This is a genomic window from Alteromonas sp. KUL17 (genome assembly GCF_006538305.1).
Lineage (GTDB): Bacteria > Pseudomonadota > Gammaproteobacteria > Enterobacterales > Alteromonadaceae > Alteromonas > Alteromonas macleodii.
This window is the reverse complement of record NZ_BJKJ01000001.1, coordinates 1-24,539: the sequence shown is the minus strand read 5'-3', so window position 1 is coordinate 24,539 and position 24,539 is coordinate 1. Positions and strand designations below refer to the sequence as shown.

Annotated in this window: 13 protein-coding genes, 1 tRNA gene and 3 pseudogenes; 9 read left to right on the top strand and 8 right to left on the bottom strand. The window is 46.5% G+C overall.

The features are described from left to right. The first annotated feature begins 1 nt into the window (after position 1). From lpxB to tilS, 5 genes and pseudogenes are all read left to right on the top strand, one after another. Entirely contained in the window at positions 2-1,150 is a 1,149-nt protein-coding gene (lpxB, locus tag KUL49_RS00070) for a lipid-A-disaccharide synthase (protein WP_131135900.1), read from the top strand. Beyond that, a complete protein-coding gene (gene rnhB, locus KUL49_RS00065; protein WP_014948565.1) occupies positions 1,143-1,715 on the top strand; it encodes a ribonuclease HII in 573 nt (190 codons plus the stop codon). The genes lpxB and rnhB overlap by 8 nt, the downstream gene beginning before the upstream one ends. A gap of 4 nt (positions 1,716-1,719) precedes the next feature. Next, positions 1,720-5,183 (top strand): annotated as a pseudogene (dnaE, locus tag KUL49_RS00060) (DNA polymerase III subunit alpha). Positions 5,184-5,251: 68 nt separating this feature from the next. Then, positions 5,252-6,207, top strand: a pseudogene (accA, locus tag KUL49_RS00055) (acetyl-CoA carboxylase carboxyl transferase subunit alpha). A 282-nt stretch (positions 6,208-6,489) separates the two neighbouring features. Then, positions 6,490-7,815: a tRNA lysidine(34) synthetase TilS gene (gene tilS, locus KUL49_RS00050; RefSeq protein ID WP_131135899.1), complete on the top strand. Its 1,326-nt coding sequence runs from the start codon at positions 6,490-6,492 to the stop codon at positions 7,813-7,815. Between the two features lie 125 nt (positions 7,816-7,940). Here the strand turns inward: tilS and KUL49_RS00045 are convergent, their stop codons facing one another. Continuing rightward, complete coding sequence (locus KUL49_RS00045) at positions 7,941-8,840, bottom strand: GGDEF domain-containing protein (RefSeq protein WP_014975856.1); 900 nt, start codon at positions 8,838-8,840, stop codon at positions 7,941-7,943. A gap of 263 nt (positions 8,841-9,103) precedes the next feature. On the opposite strand from KUL49_RS00045, the gene KUL49_RS00040 reads away from it, so the two are divergent. Further along, positions 9,104-11,071: a cation:proton antiporter gene (locus tag KUL49_RS00040; protein WP_131135898.1), complete on the top strand. Its 1,968-nt coding sequence runs from the start codon at positions 9,104-9,106 to the stop codon at positions 11,069-11,071. A gap of 75 nt (positions 11,072-11,146) precedes the next feature. Here KUL49_RS00040 and KUL49_RS00035 read toward each other — a convergent pair whose 3' ends face one another. Next, a complete protein-coding gene (locus KUL49_RS00035) occupies positions 11,147-11,374 on the bottom strand; it encodes a hypothetical protein (RefSeq protein ID WP_014975858.1) in 228 nt (75 codons plus the stop codon). Between the two features lie 323 nt (positions 11,375-11,697). Here KUL49_RS00035 and tadA point away from each other — a divergent pair, with 323 nt between their 5' ends. Further along, positions 11,698-12,321: a tRNA adenosine(34) deaminase TadA gene (gene tadA / locus KUL49_RS00030; protein WP_131135897.1), complete on the top strand. Its 624-nt coding sequence runs from the start codon at positions 11,698-11,700 to the stop codon at positions 12,319-12,321. A gap of 101 nt (positions 12,322-12,422) precedes the next feature. On the opposite strand, the gene KUL49_RS20735 is transcribed toward tadA, so the two are convergent. Next, positions 12,423-12,578 (bottom strand): hypothetical protein, encoded by a 156-nt coding sequence (locus KUL49_RS20735; protein ID WP_014975860.1) that lies wholly within the window; start codon positions 12,576-12,578, stop codon positions 12,423-12,425. Positions 12,579-12,845: 267 nt separating this feature from the next. Next, the gene (mltF, locus tag KUL49_RS00025; RefSeq protein ID WP_069943872.1) at positions 12,846-14,249 is read right to left on the bottom strand and encodes a membrane-bound lytic murein transglycosylase MltF; all 1,404 of its coding nucleotides are present in this window, start codon (positions 14,247-14,249) and stop codon (positions 12,846-12,848) included. 176 nt (positions 14,250-14,425) lie between these two features. Here mltF and purL point away from each other — a divergent pair, with 176 nt between their 5' ends. Continuing rightward, the gene (gene purL, locus KUL49_RS00020; RefSeq protein ID WP_131135896.1) at positions 14,426-18,313 is read left to right on the top strand and encodes a phosphoribosylformylglycinamidine synthase; all 3,888 of its coding nucleotides are present in this window, start codon (positions 14,426-14,428) and stop codon (positions 18,311-18,313) included. Positions 18,314-18,574: 261 nt separating this feature from the next. Further along, positions 18,575-18,715, top strand: a complete 141-nt coding sequence (locus tag KUL49_RS20730; RefSeq protein WP_162889815.1) for a hypothetical protein — start codon at positions 18,575-18,577, stop codon at positions 18,713-18,715. Positions 18,716-18,843: 128 nt separating this feature from the next. Here KUL49_RS20730 and smrA read toward each other — a convergent pair. From smrA to KUL49_RS00005, 4 genes and pseudogenes are all read right to left on the bottom strand, one after another. Beyond that, a pseudogene (smrA, locus tag KUL49_RS00015) lies at positions 18,844-19,430 on the bottom strand (DNA endonuclease SmrA). A gap of 151 nt (positions 19,431-19,581) precedes the next feature. Further along, positions 19,582-19,707 (bottom strand): hypothetical protein, encoded by a 126-nt coding sequence (locus tag KUL49_RS20975; RefSeq protein WP_258312595.1) that lies wholly within the window; start codon positions 19,705-19,707, stop codon positions 19,582-19,584. A 131-nt stretch (positions 19,708-19,838) separates the two neighbouring features. Next, positions 19,839-19,913 (bottom strand) — tRNA-Arg (locus KUL49_RS00010). A gap of 205 nt (positions 19,914-20,118) precedes the next feature. Beyond that, positions 20,119-24,539: BapA/Bap/LapF family large adhesin (locus tag KUL49_RS00005; protein ID WP_207308445.1), on the bottom strand; the 4,421-nt coding region annotated here is incomplete at its 5' end.

The window sequence follows — 24,539 nt, the reverse complement described above, 5'->3', positions numbered from 1 at the left end:
TATGTCTACGCCTATCCGTATCGGCATGGTTGCCGGAGAGCCCTCTGGTGACGTGCTTGCCGCCGGAATGGTTGCAGAGTTAAAACGCCAATACCCTGATGCGGTTATCGAAGGTATTGGCGGTCCAAATATGATAAACGCGGGTTTTCATAGTCTGTTCGATATGGAAACCTTGTCGGTTATGGGACTTGTTGAAGTTCTCTCCCATCTACCTGCCATCTTGAAAGTTAAAAAGCAACTTCTTGCTCACTTCGAGCAAAATCCGCCAGATATTTTTGTGGGTATTGATGCGCCTGATTTTAATCTAAGAGTAGAAAAAGCGCTTAAAGCACGCGGTATCAAAACCATGCACTATGTGAGTCCTACTGTGTGGGCGTGGCGTGAAAAGCGCATCCATAAAATAGCGAAAGCGACTAATCGTGTGTTGGGTTTATTTCCTTTCGAGCAGCAGGTTTACGATAAATACCATGTTCCCTATACCTTTGTGGGACACACAATGGCTGACGCTATAGCAATTGAGCCCGACCAAAGTGTGGCAAGACAGGCATTTGGTGTTGATAGTGGTGCTTCCGTATTGGCTGTACTTCCAGGCTCACGCAGAGGCGAAGTAGAAACGCTACTTCCAGTATTTCTGGAGACCATAGAAGCTATTCATGCTAAACGCAGCGACATTCAATTTCTTATCCCTGCTGCTAACGAACATCGTCTTGCACAAATAAAAGCACTCTTGCTGGAAGCCAATAATGCAGAGGAACGTTTACCCATTCAGGTAACGCAAGGCACATCGCGAGATGCGATGATAGCTAGCGATGTTATCTTGCTTGCTTCAGGCACGGCTACCTTAGAGGCCATGTTATGCAAGCGCCCCATGGTGGCCGCTTATTTACTTGCACCACTCACGTATAAAATTATGCAGCGTTTGTATAAAGCGCCTTTCTTCACGTTGCCAAATCTATTGGCTAATGAAGCTATTATTCCTGAATTACTACAAGAAGAAGTAAATGCAGAGAATATGAGCAATCAGCTACTCAACTTCTTCGAAAGTGATAATTCAGCCCTTATTTCCCGTTTCACCGACCTCCACCATACGCTAAAATGCAACGCTGATAAAACAGCAGCAAAAGCTGTCGTGGAGGAATTGTTTGCATAAGTTAATTGCCGGCGTTGATGAAGTAGGTCGTGGCCCGTTAGTCGGTGATGTGGTCACCGCCGCGGTCATTCTCGACCCTGAAAATCCCATTGAAGGGCTAACGGACTCTAAAAAACTGAGTGAAAAAAAGCGCGTAGCGCTTGCCCAAGAAATTCGTGAAAAAGCACTCTACTGGAATATAGGTAGAGCTAGCCCTGAAGAAATAGATAAGCTTAATATACTGCACGCTACCATGCTCGCCATGATCCGCGCAGTGGAAGGCCTGCCAGTAAGGCCTGACTTTGTGCGCGTAGACGGTAACCGGGTTCCTGCGTGGAATTTTGAGTCTGAAGCGGTAGTGAAAGGCGATAGCCTGCACGCAGAAATTTCAGCGGCTTCCATTATTGCCAAAGTAGAGCGAGACAACGATATGATTTCGCTTCACGAGGCCTACCCGCAATATAACTTTGCCGGGCACAAAGGTTACCCCACAAAAGCACACTTTGAAGCCATCGCTGAATATGGCATCTTAGATTGCTATCGAAAAAGTTTTAAACCTGTAAAAGCGCTACTCGAAGAGAAATAACATCATGTCATCGCCATTTATTCATTTACGTGTTCACAGCGACTTTTCGATGATGGACGGCCTGAATAAGGTTAAACCTATTCTAGGTAAAGTGGCCGCGCTTGGCATGCCTGCCGTGGCGATCACCGACCAAATGAATATGTGTGGCTTGGTAAAGTTTTATTCCGAGGCACATAACTTAGGTATTAAGCCCATCATCGGCACTGATTTTTGGGTTACTAATGAAGTCTTTGGCGATGAACCTTTCAGACTAACCCTTATTGCAATGAACAATGAGGGATATAAGAATATTACTATTCTTATATCCAAGGCCTATCTTCGCGGGCATCTCTCACACCGAGCGGTCATTGATCAAGAATGGTTGGCAGAGCACAGTGAAGGTGTGATTGTATTATCGGGTGCACAGCATGGTGATGTTGGTGTGGGTTTAATGAAAAACAACGCCAAAATTCTCGACAGTGCCCTCGAGTTTTATAAAACTCATTTTCCCGACCGCTTTTATTTAGAGCTTATTAGAACCGGTAGACAGGGTGAAGAGGATTACTTGCACCTTGCCGTTGAGCTAGCTGAGCAGCGTGATTTACCCGTGGTAGCCACCAATGAAGTGTGCTTTATTGATCGTGAAGGCTTTGATGCTCACGAAATTCGTGTATGTATTCATGATGGCTACACGCTTGATGATAACCGCCGCCCTAAACGATACAGCGACCAGCAATATCTGCGCACTGCTGAGGAAATGGTTGAGTTATTTAGCGACATTCCTGAAGCCATAGAAAATACGGTTGAAATTGCCAAGCGCTGTAACGTTACCGTACGGTTAAACGAGTACTTCTTGCCGCAATTTCCAACCGGCGGCATGACCACCGAAGACTTCTTGGTTAAGGTGTCTGAAGAGGGGTTGGAAGAACGACTAGAATTTCTATTCCCAGATGAAGAAGTGCGCAAAGCGAAACGTCCAGAGTACGATGACCGACTTCGCATTGAGCTTGAAGTTATCAACCAAATGGGTTTCCCAGGCTACTTCCTTATTGTAATGGAGTTCATTCAGTGGAGTAAGGATAACGGAATTCCGGTAGGGCCAGGGCGGGGTTCTGGTGCGGGCTCATTAGTGGCTTATGCCCTAAAAATTACCGACCTAGACCCGCTTGAATTCGACTTGCTATTCGAACGTTTCTTGAACCCAGAGCGTGTATCCATGCCCGACTTCGACGTCGACTTCTGTATGGATAGACGAGACGAGGTAATCGACCACGTTGCTGAGCTTTATGGGCGTCAGGCGGTATCGCAGATCATTACGTTTGGTACTATGGCGGCAAAAGCGGTAGTGCGCGACGTAGGCCGCGTACTTGGTCACCCATACGGCTTCGTAGACAGAATCTCAAAGCTGATTCCACCAGATCCAGGCATGACGCTTGAAAAGGCGTTTAAAGCAGAGCCACAGCTACCAGAAGTTTATGAAAGCGATGAGGAAGTGAAAGACCTTATCGATATGGCGCGAATACTTGAAGGGGTTACCCGAAATGCCGGTAAGCACGCCGGTGGTGTTGTTATTGCGCCAACCACAATCACAGATTTCTCGCCTTTGTATTGTGATGACGAAGGTAAAAACCCCGTAACCCAGTTCGACAAAACGACGTTGAAACGGCGGGCTTGGTAAAATTCGACTTCTTAGGTCTTCGTACGCTGACTATTATTCAGTGGGCAATAGATATGATCAAAGAAGGGAAGAACGTTGATGTCGATATCAGCGCTATTCCTCTTGAAGATCCTAAGAGTTTCAGAACCCTTCAAAACGCCGAGACAACTGCGGTATTCCAGCTGGAATCTCGCGGTATGAAAGAGCTAATTAAGCGCCTTAAACCTGACTGCTTCGAAGATATTATCGCACTGGTGGCCCTGTTCCGTCCGGGCCCGCTGCAATCAGGCATGGTAGATAACTTTATTGACCGTAAGCACGGACGTGAAGAAATTTCCTACCCCGATGCTGAATATCAGCACGAGTGCTTGAAAGAAATTCTAGAGCCTACCTATGGCATTATCTTGTATCAGGAACAGGTAATGCAGATAGCCCAGGAAATGGCGGGCTACTCGCTGGGCGGCGCTGACTTGCTTCGTCGTGCGATGGGTAAGAAAAAGCCTGAAGAGATGGCCAAGCAGCGCGGCACGTTCGCCGAAGGTGCGAAGGGCAATAATATTGACCCGGACCTTGCGATGAAAATCTTCGACTTGGTAGAAAAGTTCGCGGGTTACGGGTTTAACAAATCTCACTCTGCCGCTTATGCCTTGGTGTCTTACCAAACCCTGTGGCTGAAAGTGCATTATCCTGCGGAATTCATGGCTGCGGTAATGTCGGCGGATATGGATAACACCGATAAAATCGTGACGCTTGTCGATGAATGTGAGCGCATGGGCATCGAAATACTACCGCCAGATTTAAATGCAGGTAAATACAAATTTACCGTCGATAGCGAAGGGCGCATTGTTTACGGTATCGGTGCGATTAAAGGGGTAGGTGAAGGCCCAATTGAAGCGATTATTGAAGCGCGGGAGACCCAAGGGGCATTTAAAGATCTTTTTGATTTCTGCGCCAAGATAGACATTAAACGGGTAAACAAGCGAGTGCTAGAAAAGCTAGTATTAGCGGGGGCAATGGACAACTTAGGTCCCCATCGCGCTAGCCTTATGGCGAGTTTACCCGAAGCCCTTGCCGCCGCTGGACAGCATGCAAAAGCCGAGTCTTTTGGTCAGTCAGACATGTTTGGCCTACTGACTACCGAGCCAGAAGACGTGAAGCAAGCGTTTGCCGATGTCCCTGAGTGGCCTGAAAAAGTATGGCTAGAAGGTGAAAAAGACACGCTAGGCTTGTACTTAACCGGCCACCCCATCAATCAGTACGCGGAAGAACTGCGTTACTACACCGACGGTCGATTAGTTGATTTAAAACCAACCAACAAAGACCAAATGGCCAGTGCAGTAGGACTGGTGCTTGGCGTGCGTGTTATGACGAACAAGCGGGGTCGTCGCTGGGCCATAGTGACACTGGATGATAAGAGTGCCAGAATAGACGTACGTTTCTTCCCCGATATGTACGAACAGTTCGAAAGTGTGTTAGAAACTGACAGAATATTGCTTATAAAGGGACAGGTCAGCTTTGATGATTTCTCTGGGGGCAATACAATCACCGCCCGTGATGTAATGGACATTGTTCAGGCACGAGAGAAAAACGCGAGAGCGCTGGCACTTAATATTGATACCCAGCTGCTTGAACCGAAGAAAATGAGTCAGATGCAATCTATCCTGCAGGCATTTAACGGTGGAAGTTGTCCTGTTCAGTTAGCGGTAACCCATCCAGACGCTGAAGTAATCTTAGCGTGTGGTGCAAGATGGTACGTTACCCCTGAAGACCAACTTTTGCACGATCTCAAACAATGTTTGGGAGACAAAGCCGTTTCAATTCTCTACCATTAAGGGTAAGAGTTCGATAGATTGGACATCTCGCGTTTGCATAGACGAGCGTAGTACGAATAGGACATGAAATGAGTATACAGTTTTTGGACTTTGAACAGCCAATAGCCGAACTAGAAGCAAAAATTGAAGAGCTTAGGTTGGTGAATCAAGGTGGCGAGTTTGACGTTGGTATCGAAGAAGAAATCAATAAGCTTCGCGGTAAAAGCGCAGAGCTGACTAAAAAGATCTTTTCTGATCTTGGCGCATGGCAAGTTTCTCAACTTGCACGTCACCCAATGCGTCCGTACACGTTAGATTACATTCCTCGTATTTTTACCGAATTCGACGAGCTTGCTGGCGACCGTGCCTTTGCTGACGATAAAGCGATTGTTGGTGGCCCAGCAATGCTAGATGATCAGCCGGTGATGATTATTGGTCATCAAAAAGGGCGTGACACTAACGAAAAATTAAGCGTAACTTCGGTATGCCTAAACCAGAAGGCTACCGTAAAGCCTTGCGTCTTATGAAGATGGCCGAGCGCTTCAATATGCCTATCATCACCTTTATCGATACGCCGGGAGCGTATCCTGGTGTTGGCGCTGAAGAGCGCGGCCAGAGTGAGGCAATCGCGAAGAACCTATTCGAGATGGCTGAGCTTACTGTTCCAATCGTGTGTACCGTAATCGGTGAAGGTGGTTCAGGTGGTGCACTCGCGATTGGTGTTGGCGATCGCGTTAATATGCTTCAATATTCTACGTACTCGGTTATTTCACCAGAAGGTTGTGCGTCTATTTTGTGGAAAAGCGCAGAAAAAGCACCACTCGCTGCTGAAGCGATGGGCGTAAGTGCGCCACAAATTAAAGAGCTAGGCCTGATTAACAATATTGTTGAAGAGCCTCTAGGTGGTGCGCATCGCGATCATAATGGCATGGCGGCTAATTTGAAGGCCGTCATTAAGCAGCAGCTTAACCAGCTTAAAGAGCTAGATAAGACTAAATTGATGGAAGAGCGTTACCAGCGTTTGATGTCGTTCGGTTATTGCTAAGCTCATTATAAGTTCATTAAGAAAACTAGCATGAAAAGTGAATTTAGCCGTTATGTACAGCTGCGTTCTATCAGTTTAAACGCTTGCTATAAAAACTAGCGAGCGGCGGCTTAATTCATGTCGGTCATGTAATGTCGTATACGAATAAGGGGGTTGTTTACCAAAGGTAACCAACCCCCTTGTGTTATTAGAAAGTGTGTTATTAGAAAGCTAGTGCTTAGCCAAATACAAAGTTAAACCTCAGTAAAATATAGCGTTGAAAGAATAAGGTATTACCGGTCTGTGACCCCTCTACAATCCCCAACAATCGAACATATCGTCAACCGCATAGCGACATCTCTCACTGATGTAGAGCTACCACTTCAAACGCCACTCGTCGTTGCTTACAGCGGTGGTGTGGATTCGACCGTTCTGCTCCAAGCCGTTATTGCATATAGGGAGCAGTTTGATAGCCCAATTCATGCTGTACATGTACATCACGGTTTAAGTGATAATGCCGAACAGTGGGCAAAGCACTGCGAATTACAGTGTCGTCTTGAAGACGTAGCATTTCATTTGTATCGAGTTGATGTTGATACGGGGTCGAGAAAAAGCCTGGAAGCAGAAGCGCGTAAGGTTCGATACAACGCATTGTTAGAAGTGTGTGACCAAATAGGCGGTGTACTGTTATTGGGACAACATGCCGAAGATCAGCTTGAAACCGTATTGCTTCAGCTTAAACGCGGTGCTGGTCCTCAGGGCTTAGCGGGTATGGGAGAAGTTCAGTACCGAGGTGACACCTTGATAATGCGCCCTATGCTAGCACTAGAGAAAGCCGAGATTGTGGCTTATGCCGAAGAAGAAATGTTGCAGTGGGTTGAGGATGAATCTAATCAGCAAAATAGCTTTGATAGGAACTTCTTAAGGAACGAAATTATACCTCACTTGCTGGCGCGATGGCCTAAGTTAACCAAAACCGTGGGGCGCAGCGCAGAGCTTTGTGCCGAGCAAAGTGCATTAGTTAGCGATTCGGCCCAGCAATATTTTAAAGATTGTAAACGCACAGAACTAAGACTAGACGGGCTAAAACTCGCTACATTGTCTTTACCTTGGCAGGCTATGGTCATCCGCGCGTGGTTTCGAGCTCAAGGCCAACTGTCGCCGTCAAAAGCACAGACAGACCAAGTTCTCGCAATGCTAAAGGCAAAGCACGACGCAACCCCTGAAGTGAACTTTAAATGGGGCAGGGTAATACGGTTTGACCAAGACCTTTATTGGGTGGTGAACGCTACTCATGAAGTACCGCAAAACCTAGAATTAGCGCCCAACCAAGATATCGCGCTTCCTTGGCTTAGAGGCCATATTCGAATTGCAGTACCAAAGGCGCGAGAAGAAGATACCGTTTCTCTGCAAACCAATGCTCGCAACCTTAAAGTAAAGCCAGAAAATGCGAACGTATCTAAGTTGCTGAAAGAATGGTTTAAGGTATGGCGCGTGCCAAGATGGGAGCGAAACGGCGTGCCGGCAATCTTGATTAACGACGAGCCTGTCGCACTGATTGTTGAAGGACGTTGTGTTTATCTGCAGCCCAAAGCGCCAGATATAGAAATAACCTTTAGTCTCGACTGAATCTATGTAGCACTAAAAGTGCCGTTTTTTGAAAGGGCTAGATACTCTTGCTTATGGTATCCATGGCAATAATGTGCAAAAGCGGCATTGCTTTGCCGCCATCCTGATAAATTCGAATCGCGACGTTACGCTGCGTGATAGCTATTTTTTCCAGAATTTTTCACGCGATACAGGGCGTTGTCAGCACGGTCAAATAGGCTACTCATCGTATCGCCGTCGCGATAAATCGCGCCGCCAAGGCTGGTTGATACGCCTAAGCGAGATAAGTAGCTAGAGCTATTGATACTCATTTGAATACGCTGGGCTGCACAAGCTAGCTGCTGTTGCGACTGACAGTCTAGCAAACAACAAAACTCATCGCCGCCATAGCGAAATGCTTCGTCTTCGTCTCGCAGGACGTTAGATAAATGTGATGCAACATGGACAAGTACTTTGTCACCTTCGCCATGACCAAAATTATCATTCACATACTTAAAGTTGTCTAAGTCGATCACCAAAAGTGCGAAAGGATCATCGTGTCTTTGCGCCCAGCCGAGTTGTCTTGTCATTGACTGCTCAAAGCCCGCTCGGTTACCTAAGCCAGTTAACACATCTTTAGTCGCCATCTGTTGCACACGCATCAATGAAAGAGCGTGCTTTACTTGTTTTCCAAATAAATCATGCAGTTGGAATAGACTCTCCCGTTGCGATAACGACAAGGGTGAACTAATGTAGTAATAGACATGAGCTTGATCGCCATTAACGGCATTGGCACCTTGTAGTGGTAAATCAATGAGTGTTGACGATATCTTTGCATTACCGTACACCCAACGCGAGTCAAAGTCAGACAAGCTAAACCCGACAATAGGTAACAACGTGTTTAGCTGCTGAAAATACACGCCACCTAACTCTTGTAGTTCAAGAGTAGAAAGTAGCTGCGTGATAAAGCCTGATAATTCACTAAAAGAGAGTGATTTACCTGTGCTCTCAGCAGGGTAAAAATTGTTATGTTGTGTGCTATCGTAGACTGACGTTGAAAAATCCACAGTAGTGCCCCTATACAAAATGCGTTGATATGCAAAGAAACAAGTGTCAAAGCCCTGACGTTTCTGTGGCCACATCTGCATTTTCGCGGAATTTATGGCGATCACAGCGGCAAAACTTGCCGGATCTGCATTTACACAGGGGATTTTGCAAACTAGATGCCAACAAAGTGTTTCAGGCACTAGTCTTTAGTTTAAAACGTAAAATCGCGTGATTTATCGCGCTTGTTTTACAAATGGAAGTTTATGTAGCTTTAGGAGGTAGTGTGGGGACGAGCTTTTTAAATATCGTGATATTGATGTTTATATCGGTATGTGCGGTCGCATTATTTAAACGCATTCATCTCCCTCCTATTCTTGCTTATCTGTTTGCCGGCGTACTCGCGGGTCCGCAACTATTATCTGTGTTTGCCCACCCAGAAGAAATGCACCTGCTTGCTGAAGTGGGCATAGTGTTTTTGCTCTTTTCACTTGGTCTTGAGTTCTCGTTACCCAAATTGTTGGCAATGCGCTCTTTAGTATTCGGTGTAGGATTAGGGCAAATGGTGTTTACCACGGCAGTGTTTACCTGTGTTCCTCTGTTTCTCGGCATTCCAATGAGTGCGTCCATCATTATTGGTGGTACGCTGGCGTTAAGCTCAACCGCTATTGTAATTAAGCAAGCTACCGAAATGGGCATTCTTAATAACAGGCGTACACAATTAGCGGTGAGTATCTTACTCTTTCAAGACTTAGCGGTGGTTCCGTTCCTAATTGCTATTCCTCTTTTAGCCCAGACCGGTGAAGTAAGTATTGCGCTAGCTTTAGGCGAGGCGTTGCTTAAAGGTGTGTTTGTCATTGCGTTTCTAATGTCAGTGGGTAAGTGGTTACTACCTTGGGTGTTTAGAGAGGTAGCAAGAACAAGGACTGACGAGCTGTTTGTTCTGACCACTATATTGATTGCCCTATTGGCAGGAGGGCTAACTTATTACTTCGGGCTGTCCATGGCGCTAGGCGCTTTCTTGGCGGGTATGATGTTGGGGGAAAGCCAATACAAGTATCAACTTGAAGCCGACATTCGTCCGTTTCGAGATATTTTAATGGGGTTATTTTTTGTTACCGTGGGTATGCAGTTAGAACTCACTGTACTGTGGAACAGCCTGTTTGAGATTGTTTTTGGCGTTTTTGCTTTGATGATAGTTAAAGTCATTTTAGTAAGAGGCGCATCTCTATTAGTTAAAACCGATGCAATAGATGGCTGGTCTGCTGGGGTTAAACTTTGTCAGATTGGCGAGTTTAGTTTTGTAATTGCTGCGCTTGCTACGACACACGGCGTGTTAACGTCAGAGCAGTCATCGCTGATTGTGTGTATGGGTGTAATCAGTATGGCGTTAACCCCGTGGCTTATGAATAACAGCGTCACTATAGCAAGGCGTATTGTTAACAAGGATATCTCGTTCGATGACAATGTGAGCTTTAGTAATGCAGAGCCGTTAACCAACCACGTCATTATTTGTGGGTTTGGCCGCGTTGGACAGTCGGTAGCTCGCATGCTGAAAATGGAAGGCATTCATTTTGTTGCCATAGATATGGATCCTGTCAGAGTACACGAGAGTCGAAACGCGGGAGAGCCCGTCATCTTCGGTGATGCGAGTCAAAAAGATATATTGATTACTGCCAATGTAGAAGGTGCCAAGCTTGTGCTTGTTACGTTTGATCAAGTCGATAAGGCCAAGCAGGTGATAACGCAGACCCGAAGCATTACGAGCACTACAGATGTTATGGTGCGTACCAAACGAGACTACCAGCTTGAAAGCCTATACAGCGCGGGTGCCAATCAAGTCGTGCCAGAGCTGCAAGAGGGGAGCTTGATGTTGGTATCGCAGGTGCTGCATTACGCCGGCGTGCCGATGTCTCGCATTTTGAAACGGGTGCGAGCTGAGAGAAAAGGTCGCTATGATCATATGCACGGCTTTTACCCGGGAGAAACAACAGAGATCACTTACGGCACAGAAGACAAGTTAGAGTTTATCCATGCTGTGGTGTTGTCCGAACACGCTTCCTGTATTGGCAAAGCCATAAAAGATATCGATTTCTCGAGAATGCGAGTAGCGATTAAGGGCCTAAGGCGGGATGGAAATGAAGTTAAAGACCCAGACCAAGACGCTATTTTGCAAGCCCATGACGTGCTAGTGATTGCGGGTAAACCCCGGCGTGTAGAGCGAGCAGAGCGAAAACTATTAGAAGGGAGCTAGCACGCAGTTAAACTTAGCGTTGTTTAATCTAGCGCGCTTGCCATGGAACGTGTGTTGAATTACGTGAGTTCAAGCTTACGCTACGCGGTCGCTTTCTAAGTCTGCAAATTGCTTTTTTAGGTCGTAGCGCTCGTCTGTCACTATCTTCTCAAGCACAGAAACTCGTTCCTTAAGCTCTGCAATTTCGGCTTTATAAGCATCGGTTTCTTTGCTGCTAAGTTTCTTCTTACTTTTGTCTTTTGCACTTTCGACAATGGTAACTAAGGCCCAGGCACAAATGGCTACTATTGCAATCGCGGTCATATTCACGGTGGTATCCCTCACAAATGGCTTTAAAACAGTGTAGGTGAAAATTTGGCCTGTTGCCTAATTCACCCCGTATTTAGTTAAATACTTATCGGTAAAATTACTGCTTCGCTTCAGGTACTATAGCGGTTATCTAACATACTTTTTAGTAAAAAATGTAACCTGTTAAGTCCATCACACTAGCAGTGTTATAATGAGAGATTGCAAGTAGGTTGCCAAGTGACAAAAGTCATTACTTTCTAAGAAGTTAGAATGTTTACCTAAGCTAATACAAAATAAATGTTAATGAATTTCACCAAGTAAAGTAGCAAAATTGACGAATGAGTGACCAAAATAGCAACCGTCCAACACCAAATTTCGACCTTGCAAACAAGCAAACGCAAGAAAAAGAGGCTGTGAAGGAGCCGTTGACTGAAATCGCAATGGAAGACATCGCGACAGAAGAAGACATAATGTGGATGAGGCATGCGTTAACGCTTGCCGATAAGGCTGAGTCGATTGGTGAGGTGCCAGTCGGCGCCTGCGTAGTATTAAACGGTGAGCTTATCGGTGAAGGCTTCAATACGCCGATAACGGATAATGACCCATCTGCGCATGCAGAGCTACGCGCTGTTAAAGAAGCAGCAGCTGCGGTGCAAAACTACCGACTTATTGATGCTACGTTGTATGTGACATTAGAGCCCTGCTCTATGTGCGCAGGTATGCTGGTACATGCACGGGTAAAGCGGGTGGTGTTTGGCGCAAAGGATGCGAAGACAGGCGCTGCGGGCTCGGTCATGAACCTATTGCAACATCCTGCGCTTAATCATCAACTTGAGGTTGTATCTGGCGTATTAGCTGATGAATGTGCTAACAAATTGTCAGATTTTTTTCGCAAGCGCAGGAAAGAAATAAAGGCTGCCAAAAAGGCGAAAAGACTGCTAGAGGGGGATGCTTCAAACTAATTTATAGCGTTGCCTGAAGTTGTGCTTATTCGTGTTTTCGCCCATTTGGTATATACCGGTTACATGGTCAATCATTGTGAACCAGATGGCATAGAGGTGGCTTAGCCAGGCGTACGGGTTAACTGAGTGAACATATCGCTGGTAACAAATAGCTTGCGGCGCTGAAGTACTTTTTGGTGACAACGCTTAAGCATAAGTCTGCGTCTGTTGTTGTTTTTCAATTTTATTCCTTTTTTCATAAATCGATTTTTTTTCATTTGTTCTCCTTTCTCGCGTTGTGGCCACTTTATGTTTTTCGTGACCACTTTTCTTCCTTCGTGCGCAGCTCTCTTTATTTGAACAAGTCTCACGTTATTCGAGAGATGTTGTCATTTAAGAGCTGCAGCTCTTCTAGAGCTTGTCATCGTTGAGAAAATAATTATTACTGAGAAAGTAAGTCAGTGTCTGACTAACTTCTTTTTAGGGTACAGTACAAAGATGACATCGAAATGACAGTTTTCAAGAGAGAAGCAAGGTGAACTGCGTCAAATTTTTCCTTGTTCGTCCAACCATACTAAGCTGTCATAATAACGACGAATATTTTCCACATACTGTAACGCTTCATCGCCTCTTGCATAGCCATAGCGAGTAGTACGGTAATATTTCTTTTGCCTAAGCTGTGGCAAGCGACGCTTTACATCTACCCAAAGGTCTGGATTGCCACCTTGTTGCTCGGTAAGAATGCGTGCGTCTTCTAAATGGCCCATACCTATATTATACGACGCCATAGCCATCCAGGTTCTATCTGGCTCGCTAATTCGCGCAGGTATGCGATTGAGCAAACTGGCAAAATAACGAGAGCCTCCGCGAATGCTTTGTTCAGGATCGGTTCTGTCATCTACGTTCCAGTCACTTGCCGTATCCATGGTGAGCATCATTAGACCGCGAACGCCAGTTCTTGAAATAGCGTCACTGTCCCAGTGACTTTCTTGATAACTCATGGCCGCAAGCAGTCGCCAGTCTAATTCACCTGCATACTGTTGAAATAAGGGTTTGTATTGGGCAAGTGCTGTCTCGGCGGCATAATTAAACGCACGACTGTCGACGTAATCAAACTGGCGAATATGGCCAAAGTACTTGTCTTCTAACACCGTAAACCAGCCTGACTGATGTACAGTACCAAAATATTCAATCAGCGCTGCTTTCACTGAGTCATCTTGATGTAATGGGAGCGCCCACGCCATCGGCATATCTTCATTAAGGGTTTTTGCCACGGCTAAGTTAGGATATCGCCTGCGTTGAAGGGCTAGACGGTTACTGTCTGCTACCGTATAAGCAATGTCGCCATTGGCAACTTGTTGTAACAGTTCTTCGGAGTCAGAATCTTCGGTGGTAACAAGTTGGGTTTTTATTATTGGGCTTTCACTATCACTTGCTTGGTCGGTTACCTGGCCTAATAAACTAGACAGTAAGTGAGCTTGGCTGCTACCTGCCACAGTAACAATAGGGGCATCAAGTTCTAATAAGTCTCTAGGTCTCGATGTCCCTGCTTGGAAGACGAGCTCTTGTTGAACGTGTTGATAGGCTGGACCGTAAGCAAAACGACTTTTAAGTGAAGGCGTTACCGCATCGCCTGTCGCGACAATGTCCAGATTACCTTCTTCTAACTGTTCTAACATGACTTCATAGCTGTAGAAGGGGTAAAGGTCGAGCGTCACGCCAAGGTAATCGGCAAATCCTGCCAGCAGTTCATATTCAAAACCTTGCGGCCCCTCTGCGCCGTTATAAAATGTTCCTGCACCATAAACAGTTCCCACGCGGATCGACTCTCGTTCCAACAATGAAGAAAGGGCAGTGGGAACAGAAGGAACGCCACAACTCATAACAGCAATAGATAATATGATTATTAATTGTAGTTTTAATCGTTTTTTATAGTCTTGTGACTGCATAGACCTTTACTTGTTGTCATTAAACCATCTAAGTTTAAAAAAAAGTTCATGTAAGCGCGTTATGAGGTTACTTACTGCGCATAATTACTCTATAATCCGCGCCGAAATACTCATCAATCCAAGAGGCAACGCGTCGCATTGGTGGTCGTTGTTTCTAACAAACCAGGTAAATCAATATGTTGGTCCTTCGAGGCGCTCCTGCACTATCAGAGTTTAACCAAACTAAACTGATTGCAAAGCTGGGTCAATCCGGCGTTAGGGTTAAAAACCTATATAGCGAATATGTTCACCTAGTCGATTCCCAAGGTGACTTGTCTAAGCAGCAAATAGAGATACTCGAGAAGCTGCTCACTTACGGCCCCGCGAGGCAAGCACAAACCCCTTCTGGAACCTTCTTCCTCATCACTCCTCGCCCCGGCACTATCTCTCCCTGGTCTTCTAAAGCCACCGACATCGCTCACAACTGTAGTTTAAAAAGTATTAATCGCATAGAGCGTGGATGCGCGTTTTATATCGAAACAGACAACGCTCTGAGCGAAGATAATTTTGCGTTTGTTGCCAGCTTCTTACACGACAGAATGACAGAGTCAGTGTTTACGAACACTGAAGATGCGGCGGTGTTATTTGCTCACACCGAAGCTAATACTTTTACCAGTGTAGATGTATTAGGCGAAGGCAAAGACGCGCTAGTTAATGCAAATGTGTCGTTAGGCCTTGCTTTAGCTGATGATGAGATTGACTACCTGTTTGATAGCTTTACTAAGCTAGGCAGAAACCCGACTGACGTTGAACTTTACATGTTTGCGCAAGCAAACTCTGAACACTGTCGCCACAAAATTTTTAACGCTAGCTGGACCATTGATGGCGAGGACCAAGAGAAGTCGCTGTTTAAAATGATCAAAAACACCTACGAGTTGTTACCTGATCACGTGTATTCAGCTTACAAAGACAACGCAGCGGTAATGGAAGGGTGGCAAGCAGGTCGTTTCTTCCCGAACCCGCAGTCACACCAATACGAATACCATCATGAAAACATTGATATTTTGATGAAGGTAGAAACCCATAATCACCCAACGGCAATTTCACCTTTCCCAGGTGCGGCAACAGGCTCTGGTGGTGAAATCCGTGATGAAGGTGCTACTGGTCGTGGTTCAAAACCTAAAGCGGGTTTGGTTGGTTTTACCGTATCTAACTTACGTATTCCTGGTGCTGAACAGCCGTGGGAATTCGAATACGGCAAGCCACAGCGCATTGTAAGCGCCCTTGATATTATGCTTGAAGGCCCACTAGGTGGCGCAGCGTTTAACAACGAATTTGGTCGTCCTGCGCTACTGGGTTATTTCCGTACCTTTGAACAAGAAGTCAATAGCTTCAACGGTGTTGAAGTGCGCGGCTATCACAAACCTATTATGTTAGCTGGTGGTTTAGGTAATATTCGTCGCGAGCATATTGAAAAAGGCGAAATTACGGTAGGCGCTAAGCTTATTGTGCTTGGCGGCCCTGCAATGAACATTGGTCTTGGCGGCGGTGCAGCCTCATCAATGGCATCTGGCCAGTCAAACGAAGATTTAGACTTCGCTTCAGTACAGCGAGACAACCCTGAAATGGAGCGTCGCTGTCAGGAAGTGATTGATGCATGTTGGCAGTTGGGGGATAACAACCCTATCCAGTTTATCCACGATGTGGGCGCAGGTGGTCTTTCAAATGCACTGCCTGAACTGGTTAATGACGGTGGCCGCGGCGGTAACTTTGAACTTAGAAAAGTATTGTCTGATGAGCCTGGTATGACACCTTTAGAGCTATGGTGTAACGAATCCCAAGAGCGCTATGTTTTATCTGTCGCGCCTGAAAATATGCCAGTGTTCGAAGCAATTTGTGCCCGCGAACGCGCGCCGTTTGCTGTGGTTGGTGAAGCCACTGCCGAGCAGCACCTCAACCTGAACGACAGCCAGTTTGACAACAAACCTATCGATATGCCTCTTGATGTACTTTTAGGCAAGCCGCCTAAAATGCACCGCGACGTAAGCTCGACCAAGGTTAGCTCGCCAGCACTAGACGAGGCAGGCATTACCTTAAGTGATGCAGCAAATCGCATTTTATCTTTGCCTACCGTGGCAGAGAAAACCTTCCTTATCACCATTGGCGACCGTTCGGTTACCGGCCTTGTAAGTCGCGATCAAATGGTAGGCCCATGGCAGGTGCCAGTGGCAGATGTGGCGGTTACTGCAACAGCGTTTGACACCTACCACGGTGAAGCGATGTCGATGGGTGAGCGTACGCCTGTCGCGTTACTATCGCACGGCGCGTCTGCACGTCTTGCTGTGGGTGAAGCGTTAACCAATATTGCCGCAGCAAACATCGGCGATATTAAGCGCATTAAACTGTCAGCAAACTGGATGGCAGCAGCTGGACATCCAGGTGAAGATGCGGGTCTTTATGAAGCGGTTAAAGCAGTGGGTGAGGAGCTTTGCCCAGAGCTTGGCCTAACCATTCCTGTGGGTAAAGATTCTATGTCGATGAAAACCGCATGGAATGAAAACGGTGAAGATAAAGCGGTGACTTCTCCGCTATCACTCGTTATCTCTGCCTTTGGCGCAGTAAAAGATATTCGCAAAACCCTAACGCCTCAGCTACGTACAGACAAAGGCGCAAGTCGCTTGCTGCTACTCGATTTGGGCGAAGGTAAAAATCGCTTGGGCGCGAGCTGCCTGGCACAAGTCTATACTCAGCTTGGTAATAGCCCAGCAGATGTGGTCTCTGCAACTCGCCTTAAAGCCTTCTTTGACGCAATGCAGACGTTAATTGAAAAAGGCTTGGCGTGTGCTTATCACGACCGTTCAGACGGTGGCCTGTTTACCACCGTTGCTGAAATGGCCTTTGCTGGTAAAACAGGTGTAAGCATTAACCTTGATAGCCTAGTTGGAAACGACATTGCCGTATTGTTCAATGAAGAACTAGGTGGCGTAATCCAAGTGCTTGAAAGCGATATGGATGCCGTTAACGCTGTACTGACTGAATTCGGTTTAACTGAATTGACTCACGATATCGGTACGCTTAATAGCACCGACATGATTGAGTTTAGTCGCGGTGGCGTTGCGGTACTTGCAGATAGCCGCGTATCAATGCGTACAATGTGGGCACAAACCACGTTTGAAATGCAGAAACTGCGTGATAACCCTGAATGTGCTGAACAAGAACACGCGGCAAAGCAAGATGCTGCCGACCCAGGTTTGCATGCTGCGTTGTCTTATGATGTAAACGAAGACGTAGCAGCGCCCTATATTGCCAAAGGCGTTAAGCCAAAAGTGGCGATATTAAGAGAGCAGGGCGTAAACTCACATCTAGAAATGGCGGCTGCATTTACCCGTGCAGGCTTTGATGCTATCGATGTGCACATGAGTGATGTGTTGGCGGGGCGCATTGCCCTTGAACAGTTTGCCGGTCTTGCTGCTTGTGGCGGTTTCTCTTACGGCGATGTATTAGGTGCAGGTGAAGGCTGGGCGAAATCTATATTGTTCAACAGCATGGCTCGCGATCAATTCGAAGGCTTCTTTAACCGTAACGATACGTTCAGCTTAGGTGTGTGTAACGGCTGTCAGATGCTATCTAACCTTAAATCACTGATCCCTGGTACTGAGCACTGGCCACATTTTGTCACCAACCAGTCAGCTCGATTTGAAGCCCGTGTTGCAATGGTCGAAGTGATGGAGTCTAAGTCTGTGCTGCTTGATGGCATGGCAGGTTCGCGTATGCCTATTGCTGTGTCGCACGGTGAAGGTCAGGCTGAATTTGCCAATGACAACGCGCTGTCACAAGTAGGCGCGCAGGTGGCGATGCGTTATGTAGACAACTACGGCAAGCCGACCATGCAATATCCGGCAAACCCGAATGGTTCACCGCAGGGGATCACAGGCTTAACTTCACAGGACGGGCGAAGCACTATTATGATGCCGCACCCTGAACGTGTATTCAGAGCCGTGGCAAACTCGTGGCGTCCAGACGATTGGCAAGAAGACGGTGCGTGGATGCGTATCTTTAGAAATGCCCGTAAATTTGTTGGGTAATAAAACATGCTTATTTTGACTAAAACAGGGGGGAAACCCCTGTTTTAGTCACTAGAAAAATACTGTTTAATAAATGCACATACCATAAATAGGCGTCAAAGCTTTGGCAAAGTGTCAAAAATCTGATTTTTGCCCTTGTCATCAGTTTGTCACTGATCTATTGTAGTGCAAGCAAGGAATGCAATTAGGTTACAGGAGTTGAGTTAGGGTTGTACCAGTGAAAGGCATGTGCCAGCTGGTTTAAATAATAAGAGACGACCGATGAATCGTTCTTCTAAAGGGTTTGGCTTAACCGGAGTGGCTGTAGCTGTAGTGCTGATGTTCGTAACTGCTGTTTTTAGCACATCTGCGAAGTCTGCCGAAGCTCCAACAACGCTAAGTGTGCAGTCTTCAGTTAAGTAGTCTGAAAGAAAAATTCTAACGCCCGTATCAAGTTGCTTGATACGGGCGTTAATCATTGGGGCTATTAAAAAGCTTAAAACGAGACGAACCCAATGCTCTGCCGTAGCCCGTAAAACTTGTCTCTCACTTTATCCCTTCTTATTTTTTTCTCTGTTTATTAGTTTTTGCTGAGGGTGCTTTTTCAGCAACACATAGGTGGCGCCAAATCCGCCGTGCATAGGCTGTGCTGTATGATAGGCAATCACCTCATCAAGTTCACGTAGCCAATGATTTACGTAGCTTTTTTTCAGCGCAGGAAATGGCTTACTATTTTCACCCGTTCCATGTTTTATGAGCAGGGCACGAACCCCGCGTTCGTGGCTTGACTTAATAGTGCTATAAATCAGGTCCCGGCTTTGTTCTAGGGTTTTTCCTGATAATGTGACATTGGTTTCCAACGGATATTTGCCAAGGCGAAGCTTTTTAAATACGCCGTCTTGTATACCTGGCTGCTGGAAATGTATAAAGTCATCAGGAGGTACTGGCTTTACACCTTCCATGCTCAGTGGATTAGCGAGTTTCTCGCGAACGCTTAACTTTATAGCTGCTCTTTTTGTTTTTCGGCGAGCGCCTTCTCAGGGTCGTGTAAAACAGCCTTATCATCTGAAGCGATAGGTTTTACATCTTGCATCTCTGCAAAAAACGAATCGATATCGTCGTGTTCAAATTGGCTCATGTTAACCCCCACACTAACTACTATATTGCTCTTTATACGTTATTTTGTACCTGATGGTCTATTGTAAAGCATTCATACTGCGGGGCAGTAACGCTAGGCTTCGCATCGGCAATTGTAATTGAGATGGGGATTATTTTTAAAATTTCATCGTTTAGAAAATAGCGCCGGGCTCAGACAATGCCTCAATGGCAACCCATTCTTCTTCCGTGAATACTGAATCATTAGGTGTTTCAGCATCGTCGCCGGTTTCTTCGGTTGGGGGGAAATCGAAAGTCATATTGCTCTCCTGTTTTAAAGAGTATTGTCTAATTCGATTAAATTACAACCAAAGTAGAAGAAATAAAAATGACGACAGGGGAACAAGTGTATAAGAAGTTTTACTTAATTTTGAGTTTCAGCTAGCCAGAATGGCGTCCCCAGCTGGAATCGAACCAACATCTAAGCCTTAGGAGGGCCTTGTTTTATCCATTAAACTATGGGGACCTAATGCGTAGGAAGCTTTATTATACGTAGTTCCAAAAAATACGAAACCCTTTGATTAATCAACAAGGTGCAGTGTTTTATAACAACGCGCTTATGCGGCTAAAATGGCTTATCTATGCGGATTGGCATTAAATAGCTTGTGATACTAGGCTCCAAAAAAAGCCCTCGTTAAATGCGAGGGCTTAAGGCTAACTTCGTGACCAGACTAGATATCCGTTGGTGGAAGTTTATCTATTGCTGTTTTCAGCACTTCAGACTCCGTCGGAGAAGCTGTTGTCACATCACCACTGTTTTCCGTAGAAGTTTCGCCCACCACTTCGCCACCTGTACCAGACGTCACGCTTTCGCTTCCCGAATCTGTAGGCGCAGGTTCTGTCGAAGGCAGAATCAAATCTTCAGGTGGAAGACCGATATCTACAACATCCTCCGTTACCTCTGTCACCGGGCCAGCTGAGACAATATCGCCTTCCTCTGGTAGCGTGATTGTGTCGTCAGGCAAGGTGCTTTCTGGTGTAAGCGGGCTCGTTTCTTCTGGAGCAGTTGAAATAGGGCTGCCGATATCAACCGTGTCTAATGTAGTGCCTGATAAGTCGATAGTGTCACCACCGCCAAAATCATCACCTACGGTGGTACCGAGCGTACTCACTTCCTCTTCAGGTAGCGTAATAGTTTCAGGTGTATCCTCTACAGGCGCTATGCTTTCTACTGGCTCAGTGCTCATGAGAGGGGCCGTCGGCTCGCTTTCTGGTGTTGCCAGTCTGGCTTCTGCGTTCAGGTCAACCATTTGAAGTGTTTGCCCTGTTAAGTCAATGATGTCAGGTGCTGTAGGCTCATCAGTAACAACGGTGCCGCTGCTGTCTGACGCGCTTACAGACTCAGATGAAGTGGTTGTCACGACCTCAGGTACACCTTCACCAGATGCCGTCACAAACACGTTAAACTCTGCCTGCTCGACAGTACCGTCTGGATACTCTATACGATAAGTAAAGGTATCCGTTAAGGTGCCACCAAACACCGCTTGAGTGTTGTCCGGGGTATAAGTGTACGCGCCAGTTTCGTCAATTTGCAGCGTGCCATACTCGCCCACCAACGTAATGCCGCCTGAAGCGTCTTGGAAGTTAATTCCATCGGTAGATACGGTTACGTCGTATGTTGGGCCAAACAGAACATCGTTTTCGAACAGGTTGCCTGTGGCGATTTGTATTTCTTCAACAACAAATTGATCTAAAAAGTGTACTGTTGAGCTTAAATCGACACTAACGCCACCTAGAGCACTGACTGCTCCTGTGTCTACGTTCATTGTCACTCGGTACTCACCTTCCGTTAGGCCATAAGAAGTAAATACACCATTACCGTCGAGGCCTAATAGGCCTATTAACTGATCGCTGGAAAATGTCTCTACAACTTCCCACGTGCCGTTGTTATTTCGTTCAATGAATAGATCGAGACCTGAGCCTAATGATAATAGATCGCCTCCATCCACTGTTAAGTTAAGATCCATAGTGGTATCAGTTGCCACTGTAAACGTGTTGCTTTGGGTATCTACGGTGGTAGGAATAACAACACCAAGAGCGCCAATCAGCCAAGTGTATTCAAGCGCCTCGGCTTCAGCATAACCAGTGCTACTAGCAAAATCATAAATGAGTTCAGCGCGGGCCGAGTCTGCCGATACCCCTTGCCCTGACAAATTAAAGTTAAGATTGGCGGTAGAGGTATTCCTGCCATCTGAAATGGTGTAGCTAAAGCTATCTGTACTACCCAAGCCGTCGCGTACACCGTTAGCTACGTAGGTGTAGCTGCCGTCTTCAAATATGGTGAGGTCGCCATAATCACCTTCAATAGTAATGCCCGATAGCCCAGTGCCCAATACAGTCACCGACTCACCATTGGTATGGGTAACTTGCGTCACTACACCGCCCTCCGCAATACTATCAGCAACATCGCCAGTATTAGCGGCATCGATAACATTACCCGATGTTGTCGTGCTACCTTCAAACTGATACTCCGTTAGTGTTGAAGTTATATCGGTAGACTGAAGCAAGGTAAGTGTATTACTCAGCAATGCTGCCGCGACCGCATCCAACACACTATCGGCTAGAAGGCCCAACCCAAGAGCGTTAAGACCATTAGTTATAGTGCTGACCAAGTCGCCAGCGCCTATGCTATCTGCTGCACCTAAAGCTGGTTCCAAAATGAAGTTGCGTACAACTGTACCTAAACCAAGTCCATTTAATATACTGGCTTCAGTGCCGTTTAGTGCGTCCTCAACAGCAGTTAGCACCACCTCTTGGTTTTCTTCACCCAGTACTACGCCGCCATCACCTAATTCTGTTAGCGTAATTGATCCGTCGCTATCTTGATCGAATAGTGTCTCAAGGGCACTTTCATCATTGCGTACAACCACGGTGTAATCACCGGCAGGTAGCCCAGAGAATTTTGCAACCAGCGTATCGTCACCGGTTACTCCGATTAGGTTTACGCCAGCTACATCACCTATTAACGGATTGTCCGGCGTCATAGCTGAGGCGACCACGTTGCCATCGGCATCTATAATATCAACACGATACGCATCAGCGACGGCGACTAACGCTGTTTGGCTAACTTCTACAACCACTTCGCCAAAGAAACCAGCATCAACGGTAAGCGTTGTGCTAGCCTCTGGCGAGCCCGCTGCTGGTGAGCCTTCGGTTAAGCCAAGCACGTGGAAGTCACTGTCGGTAACGGGTGCATTCACAATGGCCGTTTGTGCGCCAAACTCCATGTCATTGTTATCGGTTTGAGCTACTACTGGCGGGAAGTCGCTCCCAGATATGGTGATGGTAAGCGCCGCAACGTCAGAAGTTTCACCATCTGATAAGGTGTAGTTAAACACTTCGTCTTGGCCAATTGCACTACGATCGCCATCGGCGGTATAGGTGTAAGTGCCGTCTGCAGCAATTTCCAGTACGCCATAGTCACCTTGAATAGTAACGGTACCAGTAGCAGGAACAGCCACACTATCACCAGAGGCGTTGGTAACAAGCGTTACTTGGGCCCCGTTTAAGATAGTGTCGGCGCCTACACCACTAATATCACCGTCGATTAGGTTGCCTTGGGCTACTAAGTCACCCGTATAAGTGTATTCGGTCAATGTGGTGGTGATATCAGTGTCTTGCAATAAGGTTAATGTATTGCTGAGCAATGCATCGGCAATGACACTTAGAATGTCATCAAGGAAGCCAGTTAAACCAATTGCATCAAGAGGCGCGGTAAGTAAATTAACAAGCTGTCCAGCGCCAATTACTGTGGTTGTATCTAGAAGTACTTCTAATACTCCCCTTACCTGCGTACCAACCGTACCAATTGGGATACCTAAAACGCCGGTATTTAACGTTGTTTCAATAGTATCAAGAACAACAGCTTGATTGTCTGGCCCAAGTACAACACCAGCTGAACCAAGTTCTTCAAGATTAACATCGTTACTATTGTCGTTGTCTAACAAGTCTTCAAGTAAGTTCTCATCATTGCGGACCACCACACTGTAGTTGCCAGCATCAAGGCCTGCTAACGAGAACGAAATAGTCTCATCGCCGGTAACATCAAAAATGTCTAGGCCACCGACATCGGCAAGTTGTGAGTTTGCGCTTACTCCTTTGTAAACGAGTTGGCCGCTCTCGTTATACACTTCAACAATGTAGGCATCGGCAACAGCCACTAGTGCTATTTGGTCAACCTCTACCAGCACTTCACCTACATGGTTAGGGGAAACGGTAAAGGAGGCGCTTGCATCCACGCCACCTGTAGATTCTGCTAAGCCAATCACCTGCACGTCGCTGGTGGTTTCCGGTGGATTTACAGTAACCACAGGTTCGCCCATATCAACGGTGTTACCGTCGTTTATAGCATCAAGGGCCTGTACAACAACATTCTGACTTGCTGTACTTGCCGAATTACCTGCTTCGTCGGTGACGGTTGCCACCACCGCGTAGGTACCTGCTGGTAGCGTTGTGCCTGTTAAATCAAGGCTCCAATTACCGCTGCCATCAATGGTAAGTTCAGGGTCAGTGCCAAAGGTATAGGACGTGCCATCAACGGTAACGGTTAGGGTAGTATTGTCACCAAGATCAACCGTTCCATTGAAAATAAGCGTGCTGTCGCTAGTAATAAAGTCTCCAGCCACCCCAGAGTCGTTTGAGATACTGTCGAACGTTACTGTCTGACCGTTATTGTTTCCATCAATAGTGGTATCGATAACAACTGTACCCGTGTCAGTAGCAAGATTGCCTACCGCATCTGTGGCGGTAACCACAGCCGTGTAATTGCCTTCCGCAAGCAGGGCGACGATATTATCAGCCAGTGTCCACGTGCCGTCACCATTGTTGGTAGCGGTGTAATCGTTGCCGTCAATGGTCACCACCACAACCGCATTCGGGTCGTTCACCGTACCGGTAAGCTCAGGCGTGGTGTCGTTGGTGGTTAGATCGTTAATCGCAACCGTAGGCGCGGTGACATCAATTATTACCGTACCTGTATTGGTCACCGTATTGCCCGCGGCGTCTGTTGCACTTACCGATGTTGGGTAGCTACCTTCTGCTAGCGTAGCAACTGCGTTATCAGCCAACGTCCATGTGCCATCACCATTGTTGG

What these genes read in the sequence shown, in the direction of transcription:
- lpxB (WP_131135900.1), top strand. Translation starts at nt 2, where the DNA reads ATGTCTACGCCTATCCGTATCGGCATGGTTGCCGGAGAGCCCTCTGGT.
- KUL49_RS00035 (WP_014975858.1), bottom strand. Translation starts at nt 11,374, where the DNA reads ATGACCGCGATTGCAATAGTAGCCATTTGTGCCTGGGCCTTAGTTACC.
- tadA (WP_131135897.1), top strand. Translation starts at nt 11,698, where the DNA reads ATGAGTGACCAAAATAGCAACCGTCCAACACCAAATTTCGACCTTGCA.
- KUL49_RS20735 (WP_014975860.1), bottom strand. Translation starts at nt 12,578, where the DNA reads ATGAAAAAAAATCGATTTATGAAAAAAGGAATAAAATTGAAAAACAAC.
- mltF (WP_069943872.1), bottom strand. Translation starts at nt 14,249, where the DNA reads ATGCAGTCACAAGACTATAAAAAACGATTAAAACTACAATTAATAATC.
- purL (WP_131135896.1), top strand. Translation starts at nt 14,426, where the DNA reads ATGTTGGTCCTTCGAGGCGCTCCTGCACTATCAGAGTTTAACCAAACT.
- KUL49_RS20730 (WP_162889815.1), top strand. Translation starts at nt 18,575, where the DNA reads ATGAATCGTTCTTCTAAAGGGTTTGGCTTAACCGGAGTGGCTGTAGCT.
- KUL49_RS20975 (WP_258312595.1), bottom strand. Translation starts at nt 19,707, where the DNA reads ATGACTTTCGATTTCCCCCCAACCGAAGAAACCGGCGACGATGCTGAA.